The sequence below is a fragment of the Phenylobacterium sp. genome, assembly GCF_036677185.1.
In the GTDB taxonomy this organism is placed as follows: domain Bacteria; phylum Pseudomonadota; class Alphaproteobacteria; order Caulobacterales; family Caulobacteraceae; genus Phenylobacterium.
In genome coordinates this window covers 152,424-179,412 of sequence record NZ_JAKFEN010000015.1, presented here as the reverse complement: position 1 = coordinate 179,412, position 26,989 = coordinate 152,424, and the positions used below count along the sequence as shown (strand labels likewise).

Here is a 26,989-nt window from a genome sequence, read left to right as displayed (position 1 = left end):
CCAAAACGGGACAGTTTCAGGCATGGGCGGGGGTCCAGGTCATGGGGTGCGGTGGGCCCGCCCGCTGCGGCTCCGGCGCCTTGGCTCGGGCCGGAGCGGGTCCCAGGATCCGGGCCATGGCGGCGACGGCGAACACCCAGGAGAGGTTGTTGTGCACCAGGATGATGCTCTCCGACATGGTCTGCAGGCTGTAGACCGCCAGGAACAGGGTCGCCCAATAGCCGTCGCCCAGCCTCTGGTGGCGCACCACGGCGGTCAGCAGGCTGATGGCGAAGATCGCCGCGAAGATGCCGACCCCGACCAGGCCGAGCTGGATCAGCAGGTCCAGCCAGCCGTTGTGGGCGCTAGGGACCCGCCATTGCAGGGCGTCGCGGATCCAGTTGGCGATGTCGGATTGCCGGCCCCAGAAGGCCGCATAGCCGTAGCCCAGCATGGGCTCGGCCTCGCTGGCGCGCAGCACCGCGTTCCATATGTCGGTTCGGCCGGTGAAGGTCGCGTCCTTGCCGAGCGCCGCATAGAACATGGTCGGGGCGAACATGTAGAGGCCGGCCAGGGCCGCCATGCCGGTCACCCCCAGCCAGATCGCCACCACCGAAGCCGCTCGCCCCAGGCGCATGAAGGCGAACACCGTGGCCCCGCCCAGCACGATCAGCAGGCTGAGGAACGAGGTCGCCGACCGGGTCATGACGATCAAGCCGATGAACAGCACCAAGGCGCCGCCCCACAGCAGTCGCCGACGCGGATTGGTCAGGAAGGCCGCCACGGCCGCGAGTGAGGCGTAGACCATCATCGCCCCCATCTCGTTCTTCTCGTACCAGAGCCCGCGCCAGGTCCCGGCGTTGATGTCCTGGCTGACCCCCATCTTCGGCACGGCCAGGCAGACGAAATAGCTGCCCAGGGCCAGTAACAGCATGGTCAGGGCCACGAGTTCGGCGAACCGCCGCCCGCCCAGGCTGGAGGCGAGATAGAGCCCCATCAGGGTGGTGGCGGCGAGCGCGATGGCCCGGCGCAGGGTGACGTCCGGCTCGATGGACCATAGGACCGAGGCGCCGGCCCAGCCCACCAGGGCGAGGAAGGCCAGGGCAGGGCCCCAGAACTTGAACAGCTGCGGCAAGCGGAAGGCCGCCAGGGCCGCGATCAGGGCGTAGACCGGCAGCCACATCAGCCGAAGGATCGGAACTTCGTCGCCGCCGGTCTGCAGGGGATCGAACAGGGGGCCGATCAGGGCGCCGGACATCAGCGCCACCACCAGGACTGTCAGGCTCGCCTCGACCAGCCGAACGACCGTCAGCCGCTCATAGGGTTCGGCGAGCTGGTCGGGGCTGATCACGCCGCCGCTGCTTGCTGTCGCTCGCCGTTGACGATCAAGTCGACGGCCTCGTTGACCGGCAGGATCTCGATGCCATGGTCGGCGATGCGCTGCAGCACCCACTCCAGGCGCTCGGGCAGGACGCCGAAATCGAGCGGGGCCGCGCCGACGTCATGGGTGAAGAATGTGATCCAGCCGCCGCTCGCCTTGGCCCGGGCGATCGAAGCCTCGATCTCGTCAGGCCGCCAGCGGCGATGCTCCAGGACGATGGAATGGACCATGGCCAGGTCGATCATGCCCGTATTGACCCGGCGCGAGATGCCGCGCGCGCTCTTGAAGGCGCCGCCCAGCAGAGTCTTGGTGCGCGGCGAGACGTCGCCATAGGGATAGGCGTAGCTGTCGATGGCGATGTCGCCCAGGTGCTTGCGCAGGAAGGCTGCGTTACGCTCGATCTCGTGCAACAGCGTCCCGCTGTCGGTCTTCGAGGCGAAGCCGTGGGAATAGCTGTGGCAGCCGATCTCGTGCCCGGCGGCGGCCACGGCCTTGAGGTCGGTCAGGTCGAAATACTCGATGCCATCCTCGGTGATCCCGCAGAAGCGGCCGGCGACGTAGTAGGTCGCCCGCACCCCGAACTTCGCCATGATCGGGCCGGCCACGGTCCAGGCGCTCTTGGGGAAGTCGTCATAGGTGATGCTGGCGATCGCCCGCGGGGCGCGCGAGCGCACGGTGTTGACCGGCAGGCGGCGGGTCAGGACGTTGTTGACCTTGCGATAGATGCCCATCGATCCGGAATCCAAGCTGCGGCGGCGCAGCCGGAATCCTGACAGTTCAATCCTAACAAACGCCTGCTAGAGCCGAGCGGCGTGCCACGCCAGGTGGTCGTCGATGAAGCTGGTCATGAAGAAGTAGGAGTGGTCGTAGCCCTCCCGCCGTCTCAGGGTCAGCTTCTGGCCCGCCTTGGCGGCGGCGGCCTCCAGCAGTTCGGGCTTGAGCTGCGACTCCAGGAAGCTGTCGGCCAGGCCCTGGTCGACCAGGATGTCGTCGAACCGGCCGTGCGCGGCGCCGGCCTCCAGCAACAGGGCCGCGTCGTGCTCGCACCAAGCCGCTTCGTCCTCGCCCAGATAGGCGCCGAAGGCCTTGTGGCCCCAGTCGCAGCGGGTCGGCGAGCAGATCGGGGCGAAGGCCGACACCGACTTGAACAGCTCCGGATGGCGCAGGGCGAGGGTGAGCGCCCCGTGCCCGCCCATGGAATGGCCGAACACGCCCAGCCGCGCCGGATCGACCGGGCAGCTCTCGCTCACCACCTCGATCAGGTCGCGGGTGACATAGGTCTCCATGCGGAAGTGCGGCGTCCAGGGCGCCTCCGTCGCGTCCAGGTAGAAGCCCGCGCCCTGGCCCAGGTCGTAGGCGGGATCGTCGGCGACGCCCTCGCCGCGGGGGCTGGTGTCGGGCGCCACGACGGCGAGCCCCAGCCGGGCGGCCGCGGCATAGGCTCCGGCCTTGGTGGTGAAGTTGTCCTCGGTGCAGGTCAGGCCCGACAACCAGATCACCCAGGGGACGGGGCCCTCGACGGGCGGCAGGAAGACGCTGAACCGCATGGGCGTGCCGGTGGCGGCGCTGGCGTGGCGGCGATAGCTGAGCGTCCCGCCATGGACGCGGTGCTGTTGCAGGATTTCCAGGCTCATGGGGTCTTCTAACCTGGATTCCTCGCGGGGGGCCGCCTCGGCGCGCAAAATCTCGCCGTGGGGCCTTCGCGGCCGTTCGATTCCGTGTCCCCCTGTCGCCTCAGGTTTCGAGGGGGTCTCCATGAGGACGTTTCTGCCAGCCCTGGCGCTCGCCGGTCTGCTCGCCGCCACCGCGCCGGCGGCGCTCGCCCAGGGTTATTCCGCCGGCAAGGTCACGGCGCTGAAGGGCCAGGCGATGGCCGGCGTGGAATCGCGCGCCAAGCTCGCCCAGGTAATGAACGATCAGATCTTCTCGTACGGCGAACTGGCCTTCCAGGAGGTCGAGACCTCGAAATACGTCACTGGCGTGCTGGAGAAGAACGGCTTCGCCATCCAGCGCGGCGTTGCGGGCCTACCCACCGGGTGGACGGCGACCTGGACCAACGGGAAGGGTGGTCCGGTCATCGCGCTGGGCAGCGATATCGACGGCATTCCCAAGGCTTCGCAGAAGCCCGGCGTGCCCTGGCACGAGCCGTTGGTCGAGGGCGCTCCTGGCCATGGCGAGGGCCACAATTCCGGCCAGGCGCTCAATGTCGTCGCCGCCCTGACGGTCAAGGAGATCATGGAGAAGGAGGGGATCGCCGGGACCCTGGTCCTCTGGCCCGGCGTCGCCGAGGAGCTGCTGGGCGGCAAGGCCTACATGGTCCGCGACGGGGTGTTCAAAGACGTCGACGCCGCGGTCTTCACCCACGTTGGAAACAACCTGCAGACCGCCTGGGGCCAGCCTCAGGGCACCGGCTTGGTCTCGGTGGAATATACCTTCAGCGGCTCGGCGGCCCATGCGGCCGGGGCGCCTTGGCGCGGCAAGAGCGCGCTCGACGCCGTCGAGCTGATGAACATGGGCTGGAACATGCGCCGCGAGCATCTGCGGCCGGAGCAGCGCTCGCACTATGTGATCACCGACGGCGGCGACCAGCCCAATGTCGTCCCATCGGTGGCCACGGTCTGGTACTATTTCCGCGAGCAGAACTTCGCCGACATCCGCAAGAGCTTCGAGATCGGCAACACCATCGCCGAGGCCGCGGCCAAGATGACCGACACCACCGTCGAGCGGCGGGTGGTCGGCACGGCCGCCCCGCAGCACTTCAACAAGCCCCTGGCCGAGGCCGCCAAGGCCAATATCGACAAGGTCGGCCTGCCCAAGTGGACGCCCCAGGAGCAGGCCTTCGCCAGGGCGGTGCAGAAGAACCTGGGCGCCAAGGAAAAGGGACTCGCCACCGAACTGGAAGTGCTGAAGACCCCGGTCGAGAAGCCCGAGAGCGGCGGGTCGGACGACATCGGCGACATCTCGTGGACCGTGCCGACCGTCTCGATCTACTACCCGTCCAACATCCCGGAACTGCCGGGGCACCACTGGTCCAACGCCATCTCCATGGCGACGCCGGTGGCGCACAAGGGGGTGGTCGCGGGATCGAAGGTGGTGGCCATGACCCTGCTGGACATCCTGACCCGGCCGGCCCTGCGCACCGCCGCCGGCGACTATTTCAACAAGGTCCAGACCAAGGACCAGAAGTACCAGCCGATGCTCTCGGCCACGGACAAGCCGCCGATCGAGATCAATACCGGGACCATGGCCCGGTTCCGGCCGGACATGGCCAAGTTCTATTACGACCCCGAGAAATACCCGACCTACCTGGACCAGCTCGGAATCAAGTGGCCGCCCACAGAGCTGACACCGCCGAAGGGGAACTAGGCTTGGAGAAAATGGCCGGGGGCGCGGAAACCTCCGCCGCCCCCTGGCCGAGTCAGGCCGCGACCGGGGGAAGGTCCTGCGAAGCGGCCACCGCCGGGTGGACAACCCGCCCACCGGCGATATTCAGTCCGGCGGCGAAGCCGGGGTCCTCGGCGAAGGCGCGTTCCATCCCCTTGTCGGCCAGGGCCAGGACATAGGGGGTGGTCGCCGCGCCGAGCGCGTAGGTCGAGGTGAGCGGGGCGGCGCCCGGCATGTTGGCCACGCAGTAGTGGACCACCCCGTCGACAACGTAGGTCGGCTCGTCATGGGTGGTGGGGTGTGAGGTCTCGAAGCAGCCGCCCTGGTCGATGGCGACGTCCACCAGCACCGAACCCTTGCGCATGAGCTTCAGGTCCTCGCGCTTGATCAGCTTGGGGGCCGAGGCGCCGGCCACCAGCACGCAACCGATGATCAGGTCCGCCGTGGGCAGCAGTTCCAGCAGGGCGCCGCGCGACGACAGCACCGTGCGGGCGCGGCCCTCGAAGTGGGCGTCCAGCGCAGCGAGGCGTTCCGGCGAGATGTCCATGATGGTCACGTCGGCGCGCATGCCGACGGCGATCTCCGCGGCGTTGAAGCCCGAAACCCCGCCGCCCAGGATGATCACCTTGGCCGGGGCCACGCCGGGCACGCCGCCCATCAGCAGGCCGCGTCCGCCGGCCGGGGCCAGCAGATAGGCCGCGCCGACCTGGGCGGCCATGCGCCCCGCCACCTGGCTCATGGGGGTGAGCAGCGGCAGGTCGCCCTTGCGGCCCAGAATGGTCTCGTAGGCGATGGCCGTGCAGCCCGAAGCCATCAGGCCCCGGGTCTGCTCAGGATCGGGCGCCAGGTGCAGGTAGGTGAACAGGGTGTGGCGCGGGGTGAGGTGCGCGATCTCCTGAGCCTGCGGCTCCTTCACCTTCACGACCAGGTCGGCGGCGGCGAAGACGGCGGCGGCGTCGGAGACGATCTTGCCACCCGCGGCGGCGTAGTCGGCGTCGCTGAGGCCCACCCCGGCGCCCGCGCCCGACTGCACGAAGACCTCATGGCCGTGGGCGGTCAGGGTGGCGACGACAGCGGGGACGAGGCCCACGCGGCGTTCGAGAGGCTTGATCTCGGTGACGGTGCCGATGCGCATGCGTTTTTCCTCCGCTCTATAGTGCGAAGGCTAGTCGAAGGTTGCGGATGAAACCTTGAAATTTGACGCGCCGCAGATCACTGATTTGCAAGTTCCATGTTCGAAAGGCGCATGAATCGGTGAAATCTTCAGCTCACGACCTCGATATCACCGATAAGCGCCTGCTGACCCATTTGCAGGCGCACGGTCGGGCGACCAATGTGGAGCTCGCCGAGGCGGCGCGCCTCTCGGAGTCCGCCTGCTTCCGCCGGGTCCGGGCCCTGGAGGCGGAGGGCGTGATCACCGGCTATGCGGCGACGGTCGATCCGCGCGCCGTGGGTCTGGGCCTGTCGGTCTTCGTGTCCATCACCCTGGCCAGCCAGGCCCAGGACGTGCTGGCCGCCTTCGAGGCCGCGGTGGTCGAGGCGCCCGAGATCATGGAATGCCACCTGATGACCGGTCAGGCCGACTATGTCCTGCGGGTGGTCGCCGCCGACATGGACGACCTGGAGCGGGTGCACGCCACCCGCCTGACCCGCCTGCCCGGGGTGGCGCGGATCAACTCGTCCATCGCCCTGCGCACGGTGGTCCGGCGCACGGCCCTACCGCTCCGCTAGGGCCAATTTTCGCCATGGGCCGAGGGCAGCTTCCCGCCGCACCAAGGAGTTCCCCCATGCGCGTCACCGCTCTCATCGCCCTGGCCCTCGCCGCCTGCGCCTCGACCGCGCTCGCCGCCCCCGGGCGCTTCATCCACCCGGCCGACACCAGCAAGGACGACCGGATCGATAAGGCCGAATGGGTCGCCTACAAGCTGTCGGCCGCCGAGTTCGCCAAGGCCGACAAGGACGGCGACGGCAAGATCGACGGGCCTGAATTCGTGGCCTGGGACACCGCGCAGAAGGCCAAGCACGCGGGGCGCTGACAATCCCCGCTCATCCCGGCGAAGGCCGGGACCCAGGTGAAGTCCACCAAGCGCTCAGGATGAATCTGGGTCCCGGCCTTCGCCGGGATGAGCGGAAGTTGGACGCCCCTATCCCAGCGCCTGGTCCAGATCGGCGATCAGGTCGTCGGCGTCCTCGATGCCCACCGACAGTCGGATCAGGCCGTCGGCGATGCCGATGCGGGCGCGGGTCTCCGCCGGAATCGAGGCGTGGGTCATGATCGCCGGATGCTCGATCAGGCTCTCCACCCCGCCCAGGCTTTCGGCCAGGGTGAACAGCCGGGTGCGCTCCAGCATCCGCACGGTCCCGGCCAGGTCGCGGTCGAGCACCGCCGAGATCATGCCGCCGAAGCCGCCGGTCATCTGGCGCTTGGCCAGCTCATGCTGCGGATGGCTCGGCAGGCCCGGATAGACCACCTGAGCCACGTCGGACCGCGCCTCCAGCCAGCGGGCGATCTTCAGGCCGGTCTCGCAGTGGCGCTGCATGCGCAGGGCCAAGGTCTTCACCCCGCGCAGCGCCAGGAACGAATCGAAGGGCGAGGCCACCGCGCCGACGGCGTTCTGCAGAAAGCCCACCTGGTCGGCGAGATCCTTGTTGCTCCCCACGATCAGGCAGCCGCCGACGATGTCGGAATGGCCCGAGAGGTACTTGGTGGTGGAATGCATCACCACGTCGAAGCCGAACTCCAGCGGCCGCTGGCAGTAGGGGCTGGCGAAGGTGTTGTCGGCCGCGGCCAGCAAGCCGTGTTTCTTGGCCAGGGTGGCGATGGCATCGAGGTCGGCCAGGCGCAGCATCGGGTTGGTGGGCGTCTCCACCCAGATCAGCTTGGTGTTGGGCCGGATCGCCGCCTCGACGGCGGCCAGGTCGGCCAGGTCGACGAAGCTGAATTCCAACCCGGCCGAGCGCTTGCGCACCTTGTCGAACAGCCGAAACGAGCCGCCATAGAGGTCCTCGCTGGCGATCACGTGGTCGCCGGCGTCGAGCACCTCCAGGAACGTCGAGATCGCCGCTAGGCCCGAGGCGAAGGCGTAGCCCCGCGTCCCGCTCTCCAGGTCGGCCACCGCGCGTTCGAAGGCGAAGCGAGTGGGGTTCTGGCTGCGGGAATATTCGAAACCCTTGTGCTCGCCCGGGCTGGTCTGGGCGTAGGTCGAGGTGGCGTAGATCGGCGGCATCACCGCCCCGGTGGTGGGGTCGTGGAACTGGCCGCCATGGATCGCGCGGGTGGCGAACTCCAGCCGGTTCTTGCCCTTGGTTTCTTCGGTCACGCCGCGCGCCTGAGATAGTTGATGAGATCGATGCGGGTGATCAGCCCGAGGAATTCGCGGCCGTCCAGCACGATGGCCACCTGGTCCTTCTCGAACACCGGCAGCAGGGCGTCCAGCGAGTCGCCGGCCTGCAGGGTGTTGAGCTTGGCGGTCATGGCCGTGGCCACGTCCTGGGCGAAGCGGCGGTCTGGCTTGCTGTCCTCCACCGCGTCCAGCAGGTCGCTCTCGTCGATCAGGCCAATCAGCCGGCCATCGTCGAGCACCGGGAGCTGGCTGACATCGGCCTGGCGCATTCGGTTATAGGCGGTGAGCAAGGTGTCCTGCGGGCCCACGGTGATCGCCCCTCCGTCGGAGGGCGCGCGGGCGATCAGGTCGCGCAGGTCGCCGTGCAGGTGGCGCTCGGTCAGGCCCTGCTCGGCCAGCCAGGAGTCGTTGTAGACCTTCGACAGGTAGCGCGAGCCGGTGTCGCAGACGAGGGTCACCACCCGCTTGGGCTCGGTCTGTTCGCGGCAATAGCGCAGGGCCGCGGCCAGCAGGGTGCCCGACGAGGAGCCGGCCAGGACGCCGGCCTTGGCCAGCAACTCGCGGGCGGCGGCGATGCTCTCGGAGTCGGTGATGGAATAGGCCTTCGCCACCAGCTTGAGATCGCAATTGTCGGGGATGAAGTCCTCGCCGATGCCCTCGACCACCCAGGAGCCGGGTTCGATGGTCTTGCCGGTATTGATCAGCGGCGCGAGGATCGAGCCCAGCGGATCGGCCAGCACCATCTTGGTCTTGGGCGAGGCCTTGGCGAAGTAGCGGCCGAGGCCCGTGAGCGTGCCGCCGGAACCCACGCCCACCACCACGGCGTCCAGGTCGCCTTCCATCTGCTCCAGGATCTCGGGACCGGTGGTGGTCTCGTGGGCCTTGGGATTGGCCGGGTTGGAGAACTGGTTGATGAAGAAGCCGCCCGGAATGTCTGCGGCCAGGCGCAGGGCCATGTCCTGGTAGTATTCCGGGTGCCCCTTGCCGACGTCGGAGCGGGTGATGCGAACGTCCACGCCCATGGCCCGCAGGTGCTGGATCTTCTCGCGGCTCATCTTGTCGGGGACCACCAGCAGGATGCGGTAGCCCTTCAGGACCCCCACCTGGGCCAGGCCCAGCCCGGTGTTGCCCGCGGTGGCCTCGACGATCGTCCCGCCCGGCTTCAGGTTACCGTCGGCCTCGGCGGCCTCGATCATCGAGAGCGCGATGCGGTCCTTGATGGAGCCGCCGGGATTGGCATTCTCCAGCTTGACGAACAGGCGGCAGGGCCCGGTGTCGAAGCCGGTCAATTCCAGCATCGGGGTGTTGCCGATCAGGTCCAGGGCGGACCCGACCGGTGGGGAAAGCGGCGGATGGGCGTTCATTGGGTTCTCGTCGTCGAAGGGGGACAGACGGGGAAACGCCCAAGGGTCCGTTTCCGCGCCATCCGTCCGGGCGCATGGGAGATTTTACCCCAATAGCCCGCTTCGACCGCCACAGGAACCGCGCCCGTCGAACGAGATCGCGCGAAATCGCGCCCGTACCTACTCGCTCACCGGATCCCTAGCGCCAGGCGTTCCGGAATCGACATCGCTATGGAACTGCCAGCGAATATTGCTGAAGCGCGGATCGCCGGCCAATGCGCCATTCAGCCGCGTCAACATCTCGGGGTAGATGTCGTCGCTATTCTTTTTGAACAGACCGAAACCGGGGAAGTATCTGGTTATCAGGATAAAATCTCCAAGATCGGAGATCTGCATCCAGACTCGGTCTGTCTTGACCTTAATTTCGAAATCCCAGCCATGCTCGTGCTGGTGTTCGGGGGGCGACACATCATAGCCCAGATGCTGAAGCATGACCGCGACGGCCTCAGCGACCCCGCGCCCGCCGAACTGCACGATCTCACCGTCTTCCTCGATCATATCGTCGGGGAAGTCCGCGCTGAACTCCGCGCAAGGTCTGATCCTCATTGTTGGCCCTCCGCCGGTTCGTGTATCAACCCGCCGACGCCGGCCGGAAGCCCGCCGACGCGTGCCTTGAGCGGAGCTGGACTTCCAAACCAGATGCGACCCGGTAGGCCGTATTTCTCGAAGCCCAGCGCCTTGCCCTTCCAACGCTCGCCGCCGACCCTCGCCGGCAACGTCGTGCCTTTGAAGTCCGGATCGATGCGGAAGTGACGCTCGTAAAAGTCACCGCGAGTCATGCCATCGGGCTTGAGAACGTTAAAAGGTCCATCGCTGATTTTGCGTGGAAGCGGGCCGCCGCCCAACCAAAGGGGGAGCCTATAACTTCGCGGTACGAAGTGGTGTCCCATCCCCACATATGGCTCCGCGAGATATGCAGCCCCTTCGGGATTGAAGCCCTGAGCGAGGTACTTCGCACTTGTGGCCTTGGACACTGCGCCAAGCCGGCTAGCGGTTTTGGGAAGCGGACCGCCGATCGCCAGGGTTCCAACATCAAAAGCCAACTCGCCCTGGTTCTGGCCGATATCGAAGTTGCGACGAATTTCCGCGGAAAACGCAGGGGCTGGCGGCGTCGCCGTTGGATCGAGATCGATGCGCATCCGGTGCGCCTTATCTCGAACGTCGCGCGCCACGCCCTGCGGGTCTGAAACGCCTTTCTTCACGTACTCACCAATCTCGCGGCCGACAGCGATCAGTTGCTCCCTCGCCGATTCACCAGGCGGACTCATCAAGCTGTCGAAGGGGCTGGCTAAGCGGTGCAAGAAGGCCGCGCCGTCATAGAGGCCCTCGGCCGCGTGCCAACCGCCCCTTAGCGCGCCGGTCACATTGCCGACTTCGCGCGCCAACTCGCCGCCGACGGCTTTCGCCGTAGGGTGATCGAGCCAGCCGGTGCGGCTCGGCTGCTCGCGGCGAGGGCCAGTCGCCGTTTGGCTCACGGGGGCCGGCGGCTTGGTCGCCACCGGGCCCACAGTGCTTGGCCGTTGTGACTTCGCACCGACCGGGCCGGATCTAGCCCCTGGCGCCGGCTCCTCAGCCATCAGCTTGGCGCCGTATCGCATGACATCGCCACGCGTCTTCAGAACGAGGTCTTCGCCGGCTCTGATCGCATTGCCAAAGGCCAGGTGCGCCCTTGCCACCGCTTCTTGGCCATCATGCTGCTTTTCTCGCCACCTGCGTTCCAAGAACTCCGCCATGGTCTCGCGCCCAGCCATGCAATCTCCTCTTGATGACCCAGAAGCCCGTGTGGATTGCGGCCTGCCACTGAGGCGTCTCCACGGCAATGAAATCTCTACCATAGAGCGAGCGGCAACTCGAACAAAAGTAGAACATTTTCCGGACGGGCTGGCGACTTGTCGTCGGCGGGCTCCGAGCGTCGGCCGTCGCTCAGGGGACTCGACAAGCCCGCGCCCCTCGGTTGAATTGCCCGCGCACAAGTTCCGGGGTCCCCATGATTGTTCGCCGTCTGCTCGCCGCAGCCCTCGTCGCCGCGCTGTCCGCGCCGGCCTTCGCCCAGGCCCCGCCGGCTCCGACGCCGCCGCCGGTTCCCACCGAGGCGGGCAAGGCCGAGAGCGAGCCCCGGCCGAACACCTCGGAACTGAACAGGCCCGTGGCCACGCCGTCGCTCGAGAAGGCCGCCGACAAGCCCAAGTGGGACGTCAACGCGCCGCCCGGACCGACCCGCGAGGTTCCCATCGACGTGACCTCTGGCACCTGGCTGAGCCTGGATGTCAGCCCCGACGGCCGCGAGGTGATCTTCGATCTGCTGGGCGATCTCTATGTGATCCCGATCGGCGGCGGCGAGGCCCGCGCGCTGACCACCGGCATGGCCTGGGACATGCACCCGGCCTATTCGCCCAACGGTCGCTGGATCGCCTTCACCTCGGATCGGGGCGGCGGCGACAATATCTGGATCGTCGACCGCGACGGGTCGAACCCGCGCCAGGTGACCAAGGAGACCTTCCGCCTGCTGAGCCAGCCCGACTGGACGCCGGACTCCGAATACATCGTGGCGCGCAAGCACTTCACCTCGACCCGCTCGCTGGGGGCCGGCGAAATGTGGCTCTACCACCGCTCGGGCGGCGAGGGCCTGCAGCTGACCAAGAAGCGCACCGAGCAGAAGGATTCCGGCGAACCGGCCTTCAGCCCCGATGGCCGCTATCTCTATTTCAGCGATGACGCCACGCCCGGCGGGATCTTCGAATATTCCAAGGACGTCAACGGCCAGATCTATGTGATCCAGCGCCTGGACCGCGAGAAGGGCGAGGTCGAGCCCTTCGTCACTGGCCCCGGCGGCTCGATCCGCCCGACCCCCTCGCCGGACGGCAAGGCCTTGGCCTTCATCCGGCGGGTCCGGTACAAATCCACGCTCTTTGTCCTGGACCTGGCCTCGGGCCGCGAGACCGCGATCTTCGACGGCCTCGACCGCGATATGCAGGAGACCTGGGCCGTCCACGGGGTCTATCCGTCCATGGCCTGGACCCCCGACAACAGGGCCCTGGTGGTCTGGGCGGGTGGCAAGATCAAGCGGGTCGAGGTGGCCTCCAAGGCCGTGACCGAGATCCCGTTCCACGTGAAGGCCAGCCGCTCCATCCAGGAGGCCGTGCGCTTCCCGGTGGAGGTGGCGCCCAAGGACTTCAAGGTGAAGATGCTGCGCTGGACCGAGGTCAATCCGGCCGGTGACAAGGTCGTCTACCAGGCGCTCGGCCACCTCTGGATCAAGGACCTGAAGTCGGGCGCCGCGCCGCGCCGCCTGACCCGCCAGAGCGACCATTTCGAGTTCTATCCGGCCTGGAGCCGCGACGGCCGATCCATCGTCTACACCACCTGGAACGACCAGGACTTCGCCACGATCCGGGTGGTCCCGGCGGGCGGCGGCGAGGGGCGCGTGGTCTCGGGCCAGCCCGGCCACTATCTGGAGCCGGCCTTCAGCCCCGACGGCGCGACCATCGTCTATCGCGCGGTCTCGGACGGCTTCCTGACCTCGGCCATGTGGGGCCGCGAGCCCGGCCTCTACGCCATATCCGCCAAGGGCGGCGGCAAGCCGGCCCTGGTGTCGAAGGGCGGGGTGCAGCCGCAGTTCGGCGCGACGAGCGACCGCGTATTCTTCATGACCTTCGAGGCGGAGAACAAGCGCGCGCTCAAGTCGGCCAAGCTGGACGGCTCGGAGGAGCGCAGCCACCTGCTGAGCGAGTTCGCCGCCGAGTACGCCATCAGTCCCGACGAGAAGTGGGTGGCCTGGACCGAGCGGTTCAACGCCTATGTCATGCCCTTCGCGCGCACCGGCAAGTCGGTGGACATCTCCCCCAAGGCCGCGGCCCTGCCGGTCACCAAGGTGACCCAGGACGCCGGCTACTTCCTGCATTGGTCGGGCGACGCCCGGAAGCTCTGGTGGTCGGAAGGCCCCGAGCTCTTCTCCCGCGACCTGAAGGACGCCTTCGCCTTCGTCGACGGCGCGCCCAAGGAGCTGCCCAAGCCGGCCGAGCACGGGACCGACATCTCGTTCACCCAGGCCTATGCGGCGCCGAGCGGCCGCACGGCGCTCACCGGCGCCCGCATCGTCACCATGAAGGGCGACGAGGTGATCGAGGACGGCGTGATCGTGCTGAACGGCAATCGCATCGAGGCCGTCGGCCCGCGCGGCTCGGTGAGCGTCCCGGCCGGCGCGAAGGTGATCGACGTGGCCGGCAAGACCATCATGCCCGGCATCATCGACGTGCACTGGCACGGCTCCATGGGCAGCGACCAGATCATCCCGCAGCAGAGCTGGGTGAACTATGTCTCCCTGGCCTTCGGGGTCACCACCATCCACGACCCGTCGAACGATTCGGGCGAGATCTTCGCCCACTCCGAGCTGGCCAAGGCCGGCGCGGTGGCGGGGCCGCGGATCTTCTCCACCGGCACCATCCTCTATGGGGCCAAGGCGCCGTTCACCGCCCAGATCGACAGCCTGGACGACGCCCGCTCGACCCTGCGGCGGATGGCGGCCATCGGGGCGTTCAGCGTCAAGAGCTACAACCAGCCCCGCCGCGAGCAGCGCCAGCAGATCCTGGCCGCCGCCCGCGAGCTGAAGATGATGGTGGTGCCGGAGGGCGGCTCGCTGTTCGAGCACGACATGACCTTTGTGGTCGACGGCCATACCGGGGTGGAGCACTCGATCCCGCCGGCGGCCATCTATGACGACGTGCTGCAGCTCTGGCCGGCCACCAAGGTGGGCTATACCCCCACCCTGATCGTCGCCTACGGGGGTCCGTTCGGGGAGAACTACTGGTACGCCCACACCGATGTCTGGGCCGATCCGCGGCTCTCGAAATATGTGCCCCGCCGTATCCTCGACGCGCGCGCGCGTCGCCCGGTCAAGGCGCCGGAGGAGGAGTACAACCACATCAACATCGCCCGGATGGTGAAGGCCCTCGCCGACAAGGGCGTCTCGGTCCAGCTCGGCGCGCACGGCCAGCGCGAGGGCCTGGGCGCGCATTGGGAGATGTGGATGATGGCCCAGGGCGGGATGACCCCGATGCAGGTGTTGAAGGCCGCCACCCTCGGCGGCGCGGCCTATCTCGGAATGGACCGCGACCTGGGCTCCCTGGAGCCCGGCAAGCTGGCCGATCTGCTGGTGCTGGACGCCGACCCGCTGGCGGACATCCGCAACTCGACCTCGATCCGTTACACGGTCGCCAACGGCCGGGTCTACGACGCCATGTCGATGGAAGAGCTGGGCGGCAAGGCCAAGAAGCCGTTCTGGTTCGAGTTGCCAGGCGCGGAGGGCTGGGGCGTCGGCTCCGCCGCCGCGGCCAGCCACCAGGACGACTAGGTGGCCAAGACGACCCCCGCGACGCTCGCGCTGGACAAGGCGGGCGTTGTCTATGGCCTGGCGACCTACGACTACGATCCCGAGGCGCCCAGGGTCGGGCTGCAGGCCGCCGAGAGCTTGGGGGTCGCGCCGGAGCGTGTCCTGAAGACCCTGATGACCCTCGTGGATGGCAGGCCGGTCTGCGCGGTCCTGGCCTCGGACCAGGAGGTGGCCATGAAGAAGCTGGCCGCCGCGGTCGGCGGCAAGTCGGCCGGCATGATGAAGCCCGCGGACGCCGAGCGGATCACCGGCTACCGGGTGGGCGGGGTCAGCCCCTTCGGCCAGAAGAAACCGGTCCCCACGGTGGTGGACGCCGCCGCCATGGTCCACGCAAAGGTCTATGTGAACGGCGGCCAGCGGGGCCTGCAGGTGGAGCTCTCGCCCGCCGACCTAGCAACCGCCCTGGGCGCAAAGGTCGCGCCCCTGACCTGATTGCGGGCGCCTTCACGCATCGGTTGCGATTTGGGCGCAGGTTTCGTTGGCGGGCGCCCTCTGAGCCGGATAGGTTACCATTGATAATTTGGCGCCCGCGAGGCGAGATGAGCGTGACGGTGTCGCAGGGTGTGCGCCCTGCTTGCGAATGGGCGGCATGACCCCGGCGCGGCTCGCCCGGCGGGGGACCTATCATGTCGGCAACGTGCGCGGTCAGCTGCTGGCCGCGGCGCGCGACATCCTGGCCGAAAGCGGTCGCGCCGCGCTCAGCCTGCGCGCCATCGCCGAGCGGGCGGGGGTCGCGCCCGGCACGGTCTACTACCACTACGTCGACAAGGCCGCCCTGTTGGCGGGCCTGGCGGTCGATGGATTCCGGCAACTGGCCCTGGCCATGCGCGAGGCCTATGAGGCCGACCCGACGGGCGGGGGCCTGCGCACCACGGGTGGCGCCTATCTCGCCTTCCTGCGGGAGAGGCGGGAGCTCTACGAACTGATGTATGAGGCGCGCGACTCGGGTCGGGCCGACGTCGCCGATGCCGAGGCCGAGGCCATCGCCGTGTCCCGCGGCGCGATCATGGCCGACTTCCAGGGCCTCTATCCCGAAGACATCGCTCACGACATGGCCGAGGCGATCTGGGCCTGGGGGCGCGGCATCGCCGCCGTCGGGCTGGCGCGCGGCGCGGACGGCGCCGAGCGGGGCGACGAGGCGGTCCAGGCCGCGGTGCGGGGTCTGACGGCGCTCATCGCCCGCGCGTGACGAAAGACACACCTCGCGCAGGAAAGCCGGACGCGGCGCATTTCCCTCTATTCGAACGGCGTTCGAGACCGCCAGCCTCAATCCATTAAGCACTCGCGACGGGCGGCATAACGCCCGCGTCTGGCTGGGAGGTAACATTGCTGCATCAACCCCTGCGTCTTCGCAGTCTTTTCGTCATGGGCGCGTCTGTCGCCGCCCTCACCGCCGCGGCCGCGCCGGCCATGGCTCAGGACACCGCCTTCACCATCGAAGAGCTGGTGGTCACCGCCGAAAAGCGGGAACAGAGCCTGCAGGACGTGCCGGTGGCCGTCACCGCCTACACCAGTGAAAAGCGCGACCTGCTCGGGGTCGCCACCGTCGAGGATCTGGCGCGGGTCACGCCCAGCGTCGCCTACACCAACAATGACCGCCTCTCGATCCGCGGCTTCGGACGCCTGACCAACGCGATCGGCACCGACCCCTCGGTAGCGCTCTATTCCGACGGTATTTTCTCCAACTCTATGGCCGACAGTTCGACGCCGTCGCTGTTCATCGAGCGGACCGAGATCCTACGGGGCCCGCAGGGCACCCTCTACGGCCGCAACTCCATCGGCGGCGCGCTCAACATCATCGGCAAGCGGCCGAGCGACGAATTCAACGGCGAAGTCCGCGCGGCGATCGGCAACTATGGCAGCTGGCGCACCGACGCCCTGGTCACCGGCCCGGTCACCGAAGGTCTGCGCTTCCTGCTCGGCGGGTCGCTGGAGCGCCGCGACAAGGGCTTCATCAAGAATATCGGCCCGGCCGGCGACACCAGCGGTGTCGAGCGCTACGTCATCGAGGCCCAGGTCGAGGCCGACCTCGGCGAGAACATCACCGCGCGTCTGCGCTATACGAAGTTCGACTGGGACGACAGCTACGGGGTCGGCAACGTCCACGAGGCGGTCATTTCGCCCTACGACACCGTGTCAGTCACGGGCCTGGGCAATGCGGCGCTCTACTACAACCCGACGCTGGGCTACGGCACGGCGAACATCACTGGGTCCGACCCGTTCAAGATCGACACCAACCAGACGATGGAGGGCAAGCTCTCCAACCACAACCGTCTGCACTTCGACCTGACCTGGGACCTCGGCGACATCAGCGTGAAGTACCTCGCCGGGTACCAGGCCTATGTCTACAACACCAACGGCGACGAGGACCGTTCGTCGCGGAGCGGCAATTTCAGCATCAATGCGGCGACCCCGTTCGGCGCCTACACCGCCACGGGCGTCTCGCCCAACGAGCGCTTCTTCTATCAGGAGAAGCAGAAGTGGTGGTCGAACGAGATCAACATCTCGTCCAACACCGATGACCCGCTGCAATGGATCGTCGGCGCCTTCCAGTACCACCAGGTCTATTCGCAGCCGCAGGGCCTGCGCGTGCTGGGCGATCCGTCGATGCTGTCGCCGATCAACCTGGCCACCGGCGGCCTGGCGGCCCCGAACCCGAACGGCAACTTCCTGTTGGTGGACGGGACCCTCGAGGTCGACTCTTTCGCCGCCTTCGGCCAGATCGACTGGGCGTTCACCGACACCCTCACCCTGACCGCCGGCCTGCGCTGGACCAAGGATGAGAAGACCGGCACCGACTTCGCCCGCTATGTGTCGCGGACCAACACCACGACCACCATCCTTCGCTCGGTCGGCATTCCGCTGGCGGCGGCTCAAGGCATGGCGGTGGATTTCACCACCTTCGTGGTCTGTGGCGGCCCGACCATCGCCACCTGCGCGGCCAACCCGCTCTATTCCAACCTGCGGCAGGACCCGAACGGCGGCCTGGTTCGTGACCTGGCGGCCGATTACGACGCCTGGACGGGAACGTTGGGCCTGCAGTGGCAGCCGGACGACGACACCAACGCCTATGCCCGCTACAGCCGCGGCTACAAGTCGGGCGGTTGGCTGGCCTCCAACGGCCTGACGCCGTTCCCCTACGCCGACCCCGAGTATGTCGACAACTACGAGCTCGGCTTGAAGAAGACCTTCGGCGGCCGCTTCCAGCTCAACGCGGCGGTGTTCTACGCCGACTACAAGGGCTTCCAGGCGCCGCTCACCGTGGTTCTCAATGCGACCACCGGCTCCACCGGCTCGCAATTCCTGAACCTCGACGCCCGCAACTACGGCCTGGAACTCGAGGCCCAGTGGGCGCCGCTCGACAACCTGTCGATCTTCGGCAGCTATTCCTACATCAACGCCGAGATCGAGAAAGGCTGCTGCTTCGTCGACGCCAACGACCCGCGGGCTCTCCAGCCCGGGGCCAAGCCGAGCGGCCCGGCCCTGCCCAACGGCAGCCAGCCGCAGACCCTTGTCGGCAACCGCCTGCCCATGACCGGCGAGAACAAGCTGAACCTCGGTGCGAACTACACCTTCGACTTCGCGGCCGGCAGCCTGACCCTGGGCGGCACCTACACCTATACCGACGACATGCAGACCACCGTCTTCATGCAACCCAACTCGACCGCGCCGTCGAACGAGATCGTCGACTTCCGCGCTTTGTGGAAGGACGGCGATAGCCGCTTCACGATCATCGGCTATGTGAAGAACGCCTTCGACGAGACGGCCTATCAGAGCTCCACGACCACCGCCGTCACCGCGGCCAACACCTTCCGCCGCACGGTGAAGCTGAACTTCCCGCGCACCTTCGGCATGGAGTTCCAGTACCGCTTCTAGGGGCTTCTGGACCCGCACAATGGAGGGCGCCGCGGGAAACCGCGGCGCCCTCTTTCGTTTCATAGTCTGGATGGATCATGCGCCGGACGCGGGGCGGCGCCAGTCTCCAGGCGTAGTCGGCGGGGCATGTCCTCGCCGCATGCGGCGCCTTCCGGCGTCGTTGCCTGCGAGTCCAGCCGCCACAGAACCCTCCCCGGTCCGCGGCGGCTGGACGTCGCTTAGGCCTAGCTGTCGAGGGTCGCGCGCAGCATCCAGGCATGCTTCTCGTGGGCCGTCAGCCGGTCGGTGAGCAGGCCCGCGGTGACTTCGTCGCCGGCCTCCTGGGCGGCGGGCAAGGTCGCATAGAGCGTGCCGATCAGGGCCTCGTGGCTGGAGATCAGGTCCTTGACCATTCCCTCGGCCTTGTTGGCCGGGTCGCCGTCCTTGATCGCCGACAGCTTGCCGAACGATGCGTAGCCTTGCGGGGCCAGTTCGCCCAGGGCGCGGATGCGTTCGGCCACCGCGTCGATGGCGGTCCACATCTCGGTGTACTGGTCCATGAACAGGGTGTGGAGCTGGGCGAAGTTCGAGCCCCGTACGTTCCAGTGATAGCCGTGGGTCTTCAGATAGACCGCGTAGGAATCGGCCAGCAGCCTGGCCAGGCCGTCGGCGGCCGCCTTGCGGGCGGCGGGGTTGGGTCCGGCGTGGGTCATGTCTTCAAATCTCCGTGGCTGTCAGGCGGTTGCGGAACGCCGCCGCGTCGGTTCTGCGGCCGATCCGTTCCCAGATCCTCTCATGCACTGCGAAGGCGACAGTCTGGAAGAGGGGTTCGATCAGGCCGATGGCCAGGGCCGCCCGCCAGTTCTGCGTCAGGGCGAAGGCGACCCCGATCGCCACCGTCATGTGCATCAGGCTGTAGCTCAAGGTCTTCTTGGCGGCGTGCATGGCGGGCATCCAGTTAAGAATAGTTCTCAATATAGCTCAAGGACGCCTTATTGGAAGCCTCTCCGCGATCAGTTTTTCTTCCGCCCGAGGTCGTTTGCTGATCGCCCGAAGTCGCTTGGCGCCAGGGGCATTTTGGTTATCGTCGTTCACATGACCGCCCGACAGAGGCGGCCCAGCATGGCGTCCTGCGGACGTCACGCAGGAGAACCTAGAAACGGACCATCGCAAGCGATGGTCTGGGGAGGAGCGACCCATGAAGTTCACTTGGTTCAACCTGATGCCGTGGCCGTATCTGCCGGACGATTTCCGGGAGAAAAACCGCTCCGTCTGGGTCGATATCGACCAGAAGCTGTTCGATCCGGCCAAGAGCCACGAGGTCTACAACACCTATATGGACCTGCTGGAGTACGCCGATACCCTCGGCTTCGATGGCGTCGGGGTGAACGAGCACCACCAGAACGGCTACGGCATCATGCCCAGCCCCAATATCATCGCAGCGGGCCTGGCCCGGCGGACCAAGGACGCGGCCATCGTGGTCCTGGGCAACTCCATCGCGCTCTACAATCCGCCGATCCGTGTGGCCGAGGAGTTCGCCATGCTGGACTGCATCTCGGGCGGGCGGCTGGTGGCCGGGTTCCCGGTCGGGACCTCCATGGACACCAATTACTGCTACGGCCAAATCCCGTCCCTGACGCGGGAGAAGTACCAGGAAGCCCACGACCTGATCATCAAGGCCTGGACCACGCGGGAGCCCTTCGCCTGGAACGGCCGCTACAACAAGCTGCGGCACGTCAATATCTGGCCGCGCCCGATCCAGGACAAGCCGCACCCGCCCGTCCACATTCCCGGCGGCGGGTCGGTGGAGACCTACGACTTCTGCATCGACAACACCTATTCCTATTCCTACCTCAGCTTCTCCGGCTATCTGCGCGCCCAGGCGCTGATGAACGGCTACTGGAAGCGGGTCGAGGAGCGGGGCGTCGACAAGAGCCCCTATCGGGCCGGCTTCGCCCAGACGATCCTGGTGGCCGACACCGACGAAGAGGCCGAGCGGCTCTATTCCGAGCACGTCAGCTACTTCTACAATCGCTGCCTGCACGTCTATCCGGGCTTCGCCGACGCGCCCGGCTACCGGACGATTAAGACCATCCAGACCGGCGCGCTGAGCCAGTACGCCCCGCCGCGCGGCAGCTATACCCAGCTCACCTGGAAGGAGCTGACCGAGCAAGGCCACGTGATCGCCGGCTCACCGGAGACTGTCCGCCAGCGGATGGAAGAACTGATCAAGGGCCTCAACGTCGGCAACATCTTCTGCCTGATGCATGTGGGGAACATGCCGGCCGACAAGTGCATGTATTCCACCAAGCTGTTCGCCGAGAAGGTGATGCCCAAGCTTCGGAACATGTTCCCCGACTGGGATCACGACAACCGCTTCTGGACCAGCCCGCTGGACAAGCGCGTGACCGCCGGCCGCCTGCCGAAGGAGGCGCCCACCGGCGCCGACCTCGCCAAGACCTACGCGTAAGGGACAGCGATCATGGAACTGAAGACCGTCCGGACCCGCCACGTCCCCGTCCGCTACCTGGAAGGCGGCTCCGGCCCCGACCTGGTGTTCCTGCATGGCGCGGGCGGGGTCACGGCCGAGGACCCGTTCCTGGGCGCGCTGGCGCGGACGCATCACGTCTACGCTCCCCTGATCCCGGGCTATGGCGACAGCGAGGAATGCCCTGAGATCCGCGACATGCTGGATTTCACCCTGCATGGCTGGGACGTGGTCGAGGCCTTGGGCCTGAAGGATCCGATCCTCGTGGGCCACTCCATGGGCGGCATGATCGCCGCCGAGATGGCCGCCCTCGCGCCCAACGACGTGTCGCGCCTGGCCCTGATCTGTCCGGCGGGCCTGTGGGACGACGACCATCCGATCACGGATCTCTTCTCGCTGATGCCCTACGAGATGCCGCAGATGCTGTTCCACGACGTGGAGGCCGGCGCAGCCATGCTGACCGCCGGCCGCGATGTCGAGGACCCGAACTTCCTGCAGACCTATCTGGTGACCAATGCGCGCCAGCTGGGCATGGCCGGCCGTATCCTGTTCCCAATCCCCGAGCGGGGGCTTTCCCAGCGGCTTTACCGGATCAAGGCCAAGACGGTGGTGGTCTGGGGCGATAGCGACAGGCTGATCCCGCCCTTCTACGCCCACGGCTTCAAGAAGGCGATTACCGGCGCCGAGCTGGTCTCGATCCCCGAGGCCGGCCACATGGTGATCCTGGAGAAGACCGGCGCGGTGGTGGAGGCGGTGGGCCGGCTGGGCTGAGCCGTCGCACTGCTTGCCGTTGCGTCAATTGCGGCGCTCAATGACGGCCGGGGGATGCAAGGGAGAAGCCAATGAGCGTCTACCGTGTCACCGAGATCATCGGCACGAGCGAAACCGGCTGGGAGGACGCGGCCAAGCAGGCCCTGGCCGCGGCGGCGGGGTCCTTGCGCGAGCTGCGCGTCGCGGAGGTGACCAAGCTCGACATCGCTCTGGGCGCCGACGGGAAGATCGAGTCCTTCCGCACCAAGCTCAGCGTCAGCTTCAAGTACGACCCGAGTTAGGGCTCCCGGCGCGAGACTTCGCTGGGGACTCAAGGCTAAGCTGAGCCGGGCGGCGAACGCTGCGGGAGGGACTCTTTGCACCATCTGGCGTTGCTCGCGCTCGCGGGCCTGATCCTCTGCGCCTGCGGGCCAAAGCCCGGGCCGCCGGCCGACCCCGCCAGCCTCGCCCCGACCGACGTTCGGCTGGCGGGCCTGTACGAGGACTCGTGCAAGGCCTGCCACGTCAATCCGCAGTCGGGCGCGCCCCTCGCCCACGACGCCAAGGCCTGGGCTCCGCGCTGGAAGCAGGGGGAGGAGGTGCTGATGGACCACGTGATCCAGGGCTACAAGGCCATGCCCGCCACCGGGCAATGCGCCGCCTGCACGCCCGACGACTTCCAGGCCCTGACCCGGTTCATGGCGGGCAAGTCGTGATCTCGCGGCGCGCGACCTTGGCTGCCGGCGCCGCCGGCGTTGTGGCCGTGGGGGCGGGCGGGGTCTTCCTGGCGACCCGCGACAAGCCCGAGCCGCCGTCCCCACCGAGCCTGGACGCCGACAAGCGCCTGCTGTGGCGCAACTGGTCGGGGATCGAGCACGCCTATCCCGCCGCCCGCCTGGCCCCCAAATCCGAGGCCGAGGTCGCCCAGGCGCTCAAGACCGCCGTCGCGCCAGTGCGCGCCGTCGGGGCCGGCCATTCCTTCACCGCCCTCGTGCCTACCTCGGGCAGCCTGATGACCCTCGACGGCCTGGCCGGCGTCGAGCGCTGGGAAGGCGAGGAAGCCGTGGTCTGGGCCGGTACCCGCCTGGGCGCCCTCGGCCCGGCCCTGGCCGAGCGCGGCCGGGCGATGGCCAACCTGCCCGACATCAACAAGCAGTCCCTGGGCGGCTGCCTGGGCACCGCCACCCACGGCACGGGCAAGGCGCTGAAGGCCATCCACGGCGACGTCACCGCTCTACGCCTGGCCACCGTCTCGGGCGAGGTCCTGGACTGCGACGCCAATCAGAACGCGGACGTCTTTCAGGCCGCCAAGGTCTCGCTGGGCGCTCTAGGCGTCATCACCCGGGCGCGGCTCGCCACCACCTCCAACCGCCGCCTGCATCGCCGGGTCTGGATCGAGCCGTTCGAAGCGATGATCGAGGGGGCCGAGGCGCGCTGGGACAGGCATCGCAACTTCGAGTTCTTCGCCGTGCCGTTCACCGACCTGGCCGCCGGGATCAGCCATGACGAGACCGACGCCGCGGCCACACCGCGGGCGGCGTCGACCGACGACGCTTTCCTCGATGTGCTGAAGCAGCTCCGCAACCTGACCCGGTTCTCCACTCCGTTACGCAAGGCCGCCGCCAAGGCCTTGTTGGGGTCCGTCGAGCCGGAGGAGGCGATCGACGAAGGTTGGAAACTGCTCTCCACCGAGCGGCCCGTGCGGTTCAATGAGATGGAGTTCCACCTGCCGGTCGCCAACCATCTGGCGGCGCTGAAGGAGGTGGTGTCCGCCATCGAGGCCCATCGCCGCGACGTCTTCTTCCCCATCGAAGCGCGCCGCATCGCGGCCGACGAGGCCTGGCTCTCGCCGTTCCAGGGCGGGCCGCGCGGCTCAATCGCCATACATTGTCATTACAAGGACGAGTACGCCTTCCTGTTCAGCCTGATCCAGCCGATCCTGCGCAAGCACGGCGGCCGGCCGCACTGGGGCAAGCTGCACAGCCTGAAGGCCGCAGACCTCGCCGCCCTCTATCCGAACTGGAACGACTTCCTGGAGGTCCGCCGTCGACTCGACCCGGAAGGGCGGCTGCTGAATCCGTACTTGAAGGGCCTGTTCGGGGTTTAGGATCTCTTGGCCCTTGCCAAGCGCGGGGGCGGGGTTGACGCTCGATCCAAGGCAAATCCGCCGGGAGGAACCCGCCATGCAACGCGTCGAGGCCGTCGAATATACCGACGCCGTCTGCTCCACCGCCTGGGGCGCCGAGCCGCTGCTGCGGTTGCTGGACTGGCGGTTCGGCGACCACATCGCCTGGCGCAAGGTGATGGGCGGTCTGGTGGGGAACGCCGCGACCGGCAAGGAGGGATGGGATCGGGTCAGCGCCGCCGAGCCGATGCGGGCCTATTGGAAGCGGGTCTGGCATCTCACGGGCATGCCCTATCCCAACCCCATGCGCCTGATGCTGCAGTCAACGGACCCCATGGGCCAGGCGGTGAAGGCCGCCGAGCTGCAGGGCCAGGACGTGGCCCACGCGGTGCTGCGCCGGTTCCGCGAGCAGATCTTCATCTTCGGCCTGGGGCCGCAGACCCCCGACGAGTTCGATGCGGCGACGCTAGGGGTCCCCGGCCTCGACCATGCCCGCTGGCGCGCCGACCAGGCCCGGGCCGAGGTCGCCTCCGCCTATCGCGCCGACTGGGAGGAGACCCGCGCGCCGAACGACTATGTGCGCAACCTCAAGCACGACAGCCCGATGAACGGTGAGCTGAAGCACTCCGAGGGCCACGACCGCTACGCCCTGCCCACGGTGATATTCAAGGGGCCGGGCGGCGAGCACACGGTGGCGGGCTGGGTTCCCTATGAGGACTACGAAGCGGGCCTGGAGGCCGCCTCGCCCGGCGTGACCGCCAAGCCGCGTCCCGATCCGACGCCGGCGCAGGCCTTCGCCCGCTGGGGCATGCTGACGGCCAAGGAGCTGGCCGTGCTGTGCGGCGAGCAGGCCAAGCCGCCGGCCGGGATCGTCACCCACGACTGGGGCGACGGTGTCGTCTACTTCACCGCCGCCGAGGCCCAGGCCCGGGGACTGGCCGTCCCCGCCTAGATCCGCTCGATGATCGCGGCCGGGGCCATGCCGCCGGCCGCGCAGAGGGTGGCCATGCCGACCGTCAGGTCGCGGCGTTCCATTTCGTCCAGCAGGGTGCCCAGGATCATGGCCCCGGTGGCCCCGATCGGGTGGCCGAGCGCGATGGCCCCGCCATTGACATTGACGATGTCCGGATTGACGTCGAGGTCGCGCATGAACTTCAGCGGCACCACGGCGAAGGCCTCGTTGATCTCGACGAGCTGGATGTCCTTCATCGACATGCCGGCCTTGCGCAGCGCCTTGCGGGCCGCCGGGCCGGGGGCGTTCAGCATCAGCTCCGGGGAATCGCCGGCCGTGGCGATGGAGACGATCCGCGCCCGCGGCTTCAGGCCGTGCGCGCGAGCGTAGTCCGGCGAGGCGATGACCACCGCCCCGGCGCCGTCCACCACGCCCGACGAATTGCCGGCATGGTGCACGTGGTTGATCTTCAGATCCGGATAGGTGGCTTCCACCAGCCGGCGGAAGGAGAGGCCTTCCTCGTCCAGCGGCATGTCGTAGAGGGCGGCGAAAGCGGCCTTGAGCTGGCCCAGGCCTTCCAGCGTCGTCTGGGGCCGCGGATATTCCTCGTTGTCGAGGGCCAGCGAACCGTCGTCGTTGTAGACCGGGATCAGGCTCTTGGAGAAATAGCCGTTGGCCATGGCATGGGCCGCGCGCCGCTGGCTCTCCACCGCCAGCTTGTCCACGTCATCGCGGGTGAAGCCCTCCAGAGTCGCCACCACGTCGCCGCACACGCCCTGGTGAGGCTGCGGGTGGATCGCGCGCAGGTGGGTGTTCAGCGAGTCCAGGGTCGGGCCGGCCTGCCGCTTCAGGGTCGAGCCGTGCGACATGCTCTCCACGCCGCCGGCGATCACCAGGTCCTGGGCGCCGGACATGACGCCCATGGCCGCCAGGTTCACCGCCGTCAGGCCCGAGCCGCAGAAGCGATCCAGGCTCATGCCGGGCGCCTCCACCGAATAGCCGGCGTCCAGCGCCGCCATCCGGGCGATGCAGGAGCCCTGCTTACCGCTCTGGGTGCCGCAGCCGGCGATGACGTCGTCCACGTCGGCGGTGTTCAGCCCGTTCCGCTCGGCCAGCGCCTTCAGCACCGTCGAGAGGATCCGCTGCGGGTGGACATTCGCCAGCCCGCCCTTGTCCACCTTGCCCACGCCCCGCGGCGTGCGCGCCGTATCGATGATCCAGGCCTCGCCCATCGGAATATCCTCGCCTTGTCGCACCGCCTCGCGGGCGGAATTCGCCAGGACATTGGCCCCCCGTACGCCACGGCAGGCCAGCGAAAAATCGTCACCAAACGAGGCGCCTTGTCTCAGGCGCCAACCGCTAGTCGTTTAAGGTTGAACGAGATTCGTTCGCGGGGTCGCGTTGTCCGGGGGATCTAGTCGTCAAGGCGACCCACGGCGTCGCGATCACGGTCGTATCGGCTGGTGAACGAAAACGGCGGCAGCCAGGATTCGCGGCGAATGGTCCAGCTTTCGTAGGTCGGCGTCAGTTGGTCGGGGGAGTCCAAGGCTCCCAGGTGCACTTCGATCTCGTTTCCGCTGCGGGCGAAGACCGACGAGCCGCAGCGGGGACAGAAGTGGCGGCCCAGGTAGTCGTGGGTCTCGCCGTCGATCTTGACGGCGTCCTGAGAGAACACCGCGGCGGCGTAGAAGAGCGCTCCGTGATGCTTGCGGCAGTCGAGGCAGTGACAGATGCCGACCCGGTCCGGGCGTCCCGACGCCACAAGCCGGACGTCGCCGCACACGCAGCCGCCCGAGAACTTGTCCATGCCGCGCCTCCTCAGTGGCCCAGACGTCACCCTGGCCGGATAGGTCCCCGCCGCCTAGCCTCGCCGGGCAAGTGGTCAAGACGAAGAAGGGCCGCCCCATCGGGACGGCCCTGCCGCGTTTCTGCTTCTGAA

The 26,989-nt window shown here is 67.7% G+C and carries 25 protein-coding genes; 13 read left to right on the top strand and 12 right to left on the bottom strand.

The window, feature by feature from the left end:
• Window positions 1-16 precede the first annotated feature (16 nt).
• The 3 genes from V6M51_RS06335 to fghA all read right to left on the bottom strand — a co-directional run bounded on the left by V6M51_RS06335 (window position 17) and on the right by fghA (window position 2,994).
• Window positions 17-1,330 (bottom strand): O-antigen ligase family protein, encoded by a 1,314-nt coding sequence (locus V6M51_RS06335; protein WP_332765605.1) that lies wholly within the window; start codon window positions 1,328-1,330, stop codon window positions 17-19.
• Window positions 1,327-2,091: a polysaccharide deacetylase family protein gene (locus V6M51_RS06330; RefSeq protein ID WP_332765603.1), complete on the bottom strand. Its 765-nt coding sequence runs from the start codon at window positions 2,089-2,091 to the stop codon at window positions 1,327-1,329. The genes V6M51_RS06335 and V6M51_RS06330 overlap by 4 nt, the downstream gene beginning before the upstream one ends.
• A gap of 66 nt (window positions 2,092-2,157) precedes the next feature.
• Window positions 2,158-2,994: an S-formylglutathione hydrolase gene (fghA, locus tag V6M51_RS06325; protein WP_332765601.1), complete on the bottom strand. Its 837-nt coding sequence runs from the start codon at window positions 2,992-2,994 to the stop codon at window positions 2,158-2,160.
• 121 nt (window positions 2,995-3,115) lie between these two features.
• On the opposite strand from fghA, the gene V6M51_RS06320 reads away from it, so the two are divergent.
• Window positions 3,116-4,726 (top strand): amidohydrolase, encoded by a 1,611-nt coding sequence (locus V6M51_RS06320; RefSeq protein ID WP_332765599.1) that lies wholly within the window; start codon window positions 3,116-3,118, stop codon window positions 4,724-4,726.
• 52 nt (window positions 4,727-4,778) lie between these two features.
• Here V6M51_RS06320 and ald read toward each other — a convergent pair whose 3' ends face one another.
• Window positions 4,779-5,879, bottom strand: coding sequence for an alanine dehydrogenase (gene ald, locus V6M51_RS06315; protein ID WP_332765598.1), 1,101 nt, complete (start codon window positions 5,877-5,879; stop codon window positions 4,779-4,781).
• A gap of 119 nt (window positions 5,880-5,998) precedes the next feature.
• On the opposite strand from ald, the gene V6M51_RS06310 reads away from it, so the two are divergent.
• On the top strand, window positions 5,999-6,475 hold the full coding sequence (locus tag V6M51_RS06310) for an Lrp/AsnC family transcriptional regulator (protein WP_332765597.1): 477 nt from the start codon (window positions 5,999-6,001) through the stop codon (window positions 6,473-6,475).
• Window positions 6,476-6,531: 56 nt separating this feature from the next.
• Complete coding sequence (locus V6M51_RS06305) at window positions 6,532-6,780, top strand: hypothetical protein (RefSeq protein ID WP_332765595.1); 249 nt, start codon at window positions 6,532-6,534, stop codon at window positions 6,778-6,780.
• A gap of 108 nt (window positions 6,781-6,888) precedes the next feature.
• On the opposite strand, the gene V6M51_RS06300 is transcribed toward V6M51_RS06305, so the two are convergent.
• The 4 genes from V6M51_RS06300 to V6M51_RS06285 all read right to left on the bottom strand — a co-directional run bounded on the left by V6M51_RS06300 (window position 6,889) and on the right by V6M51_RS06285 (window position 11,242).
• Window positions 6,889-8,064, bottom strand: coding sequence for a cystathionine gamma-synthase (locus V6M51_RS06300; protein ID WP_332765593.1), 1,176 nt, complete (start codon window positions 8,062-8,064; stop codon window positions 6,889-6,891).
• A complete protein-coding gene (locus V6M51_RS06295; protein WP_332765592.1) occupies window positions 8,061-9,452 on the bottom strand; it encodes a cystathionine beta-synthase in 1,392 nt (463 codons plus the stop codon). The genes V6M51_RS06300 and V6M51_RS06295 overlap by 4 nt, the downstream gene beginning before the upstream one ends.
• A gap of 159 nt (window positions 9,453-9,611) precedes the next feature.
• On the bottom strand, window positions 9,612-10,037 hold the full coding sequence (locus V6M51_RS06290; protein ID WP_332765591.1) for a hypothetical protein: 426 nt from the start codon (window positions 10,035-10,037) through the stop codon (window positions 9,612-9,614).
• Complete coding sequence (locus V6M51_RS06285) at window positions 10,034-11,242, bottom strand: hypothetical protein (protein ID WP_332765590.1); 1,209 nt, start codon at window positions 11,240-11,242, stop codon at window positions 10,034-10,036. The genes V6M51_RS06290 and V6M51_RS06285 overlap by 4 nt, the downstream gene beginning before the upstream one ends.
• Window positions 11,243-11,478: 236 nt before the next feature.
• On the opposite strand from V6M51_RS06285, the gene V6M51_RS06280 reads away from it, so the two are divergent.
• The 4 genes from V6M51_RS06280 (at window position 11,479) to V6M51_RS06265 (ending at window position 18,756) form a co-directional block, all read left to right on the top strand.
• On the top strand, window positions 11,479-14,841 hold the full coding sequence (locus tag V6M51_RS06280; protein ID WP_332765588.1) for an amidohydrolase family protein: 3,363 nt from the start codon (window positions 11,479-11,481) through the stop codon (window positions 14,839-14,841).
• The gene (gene ybaK, locus V6M51_RS06275; RefSeq protein WP_332765586.1) at window positions 14,842-15,312 is read left to right on the top strand and encodes a Cys-tRNA(Pro) deacylase; all 471 of its coding nucleotides are present in this window, start codon (window positions 14,842-14,844) and stop codon (window positions 15,310-15,312) included.
• A 157-nt stretch (window positions 15,313-15,469) separates the two neighbouring features.
• On the top strand, window positions 15,470-16,069 hold the full coding sequence (locus V6M51_RS06270; protein WP_332765584.1) for a TetR/AcrR family transcriptional regulator: 600 nt from the start codon (window positions 15,470-15,472) through the stop codon (window positions 16,067-16,069).
• Window positions 16,070-16,206: 137 nt separating this feature from the next.
• A complete protein-coding gene (locus V6M51_RS06265) occupies window positions 16,207-18,756 on the top strand; it encodes a TonB-dependent receptor (RefSeq protein ID WP_332765582.1) in 2,550 nt (849 codons plus the stop codon).
• A gap of 224 nt (window positions 18,757-18,980) precedes the next feature.
• Here V6M51_RS06265 and V6M51_RS06260 read toward each other — a convergent pair whose 3' ends face one another.
• A complete protein-coding gene (locus tag V6M51_RS06260; protein WP_332765580.1) occupies window positions 18,981-19,448 on the bottom strand; it encodes a Dps family protein in 468 nt (155 codons plus the stop codon).
• Window positions 19,449-19,452: 4 nt separating this feature from the next.
• On the bottom strand, window positions 19,453-19,680 hold the full coding sequence (locus V6M51_RS06255; RefSeq protein WP_332765578.1) for a DUF2061 domain-containing protein: 228 nt from the start codon (window positions 19,678-19,680) through the stop codon (window positions 19,453-19,455).
• A 253-nt stretch (window positions 19,681-19,933) separates the two neighbouring features.
• Between V6M51_RS06255 and V6M51_RS06250 the strand changes: the two genes are divergently transcribed.
• The 6 genes from V6M51_RS06250 to V6M51_RS06225 all read left to right on the top strand — a co-directional run bounded on the left by V6M51_RS06250 (window position 19,934) and on the right by V6M51_RS06225 (window position 25,050).
• The gene (locus V6M51_RS06250; RefSeq protein ID WP_332765576.1) at window positions 19,934-21,205 is read left to right on the top strand and encodes an LLM class flavin-dependent oxidoreductase; all 1,272 of its coding nucleotides are present in this window, start codon (window positions 19,934-19,936) and stop codon (window positions 21,203-21,205) included.
• Window positions 21,206-21,217: 12 nt separating this feature from the next.
• Complete coding sequence (locus V6M51_RS06245) at window positions 21,218-21,994, top strand: alpha/beta fold hydrolase (protein ID WP_332765574.1); 777 nt, start codon at window positions 21,218-21,220, stop codon at window positions 21,992-21,994.
• 71 nt (window positions 21,995-22,065) lie between these two features.
• Window positions 22,066-22,275, top strand: coding sequence for a dodecin family protein (locus V6M51_RS06240; protein WP_305673770.1), 210 nt, complete (start codon window positions 22,066-22,068; stop codon window positions 22,273-22,275).
• Window positions 22,276-22,350: 75 nt separating this feature from the next.
• Entirely contained in the window at window positions 22,351-22,689 is a 339-nt protein-coding gene (locus V6M51_RS06235; RefSeq protein ID WP_332765572.1) for a c-type cytochrome, read from the top strand.
• Window positions 22,686-24,080, top strand: a complete 1,395-nt coding sequence (locus V6M51_RS06230) for a D-arabinono-1,4-lactone oxidase (RefSeq protein ID WP_332765571.1) — start codon at window positions 22,686-22,688, stop codon at window positions 24,078-24,080. Before V6M51_RS06235 ends, V6M51_RS06230 begins: the two co-directional genes overlap by 4 nt.
• A 76-nt stretch (window positions 24,081-24,156) precedes the next feature.
• On the top strand, window positions 24,157-25,050 hold the full coding sequence (locus V6M51_RS06225) for a DsbA family oxidoreductase (protein WP_332765569.1): 894 nt from the start codon (window positions 24,157-24,159) through the stop codon (window positions 25,048-25,050).
• Here the strand turns inward: V6M51_RS06225 and V6M51_RS06220 are convergent.
• Both V6M51_RS06220 and V6M51_RS06215 read right to left on the bottom strand, forming a co-directional pair.
• A complete protein-coding gene (locus V6M51_RS06220) occupies window positions 25,047-26,282 on the bottom strand; it encodes an acetyl-CoA C-acetyltransferase (RefSeq protein WP_305673774.1) in 1,236 nt (411 codons plus the stop codon). The genes V6M51_RS06225 and V6M51_RS06220 overlap by 4 nt on opposite strands.
• A 182-nt stretch (window positions 26,283-26,464) precedes the next feature.
• On the bottom strand, window positions 26,465-26,857 hold the full coding sequence (locus V6M51_RS06215) for a GFA family protein (RefSeq protein ID WP_332765566.1): 393 nt from the start codon (window positions 26,855-26,857) through the stop codon (window positions 26,465-26,467).
• Window positions 26,858-26,989: the final 132 nt, after the last annotated feature.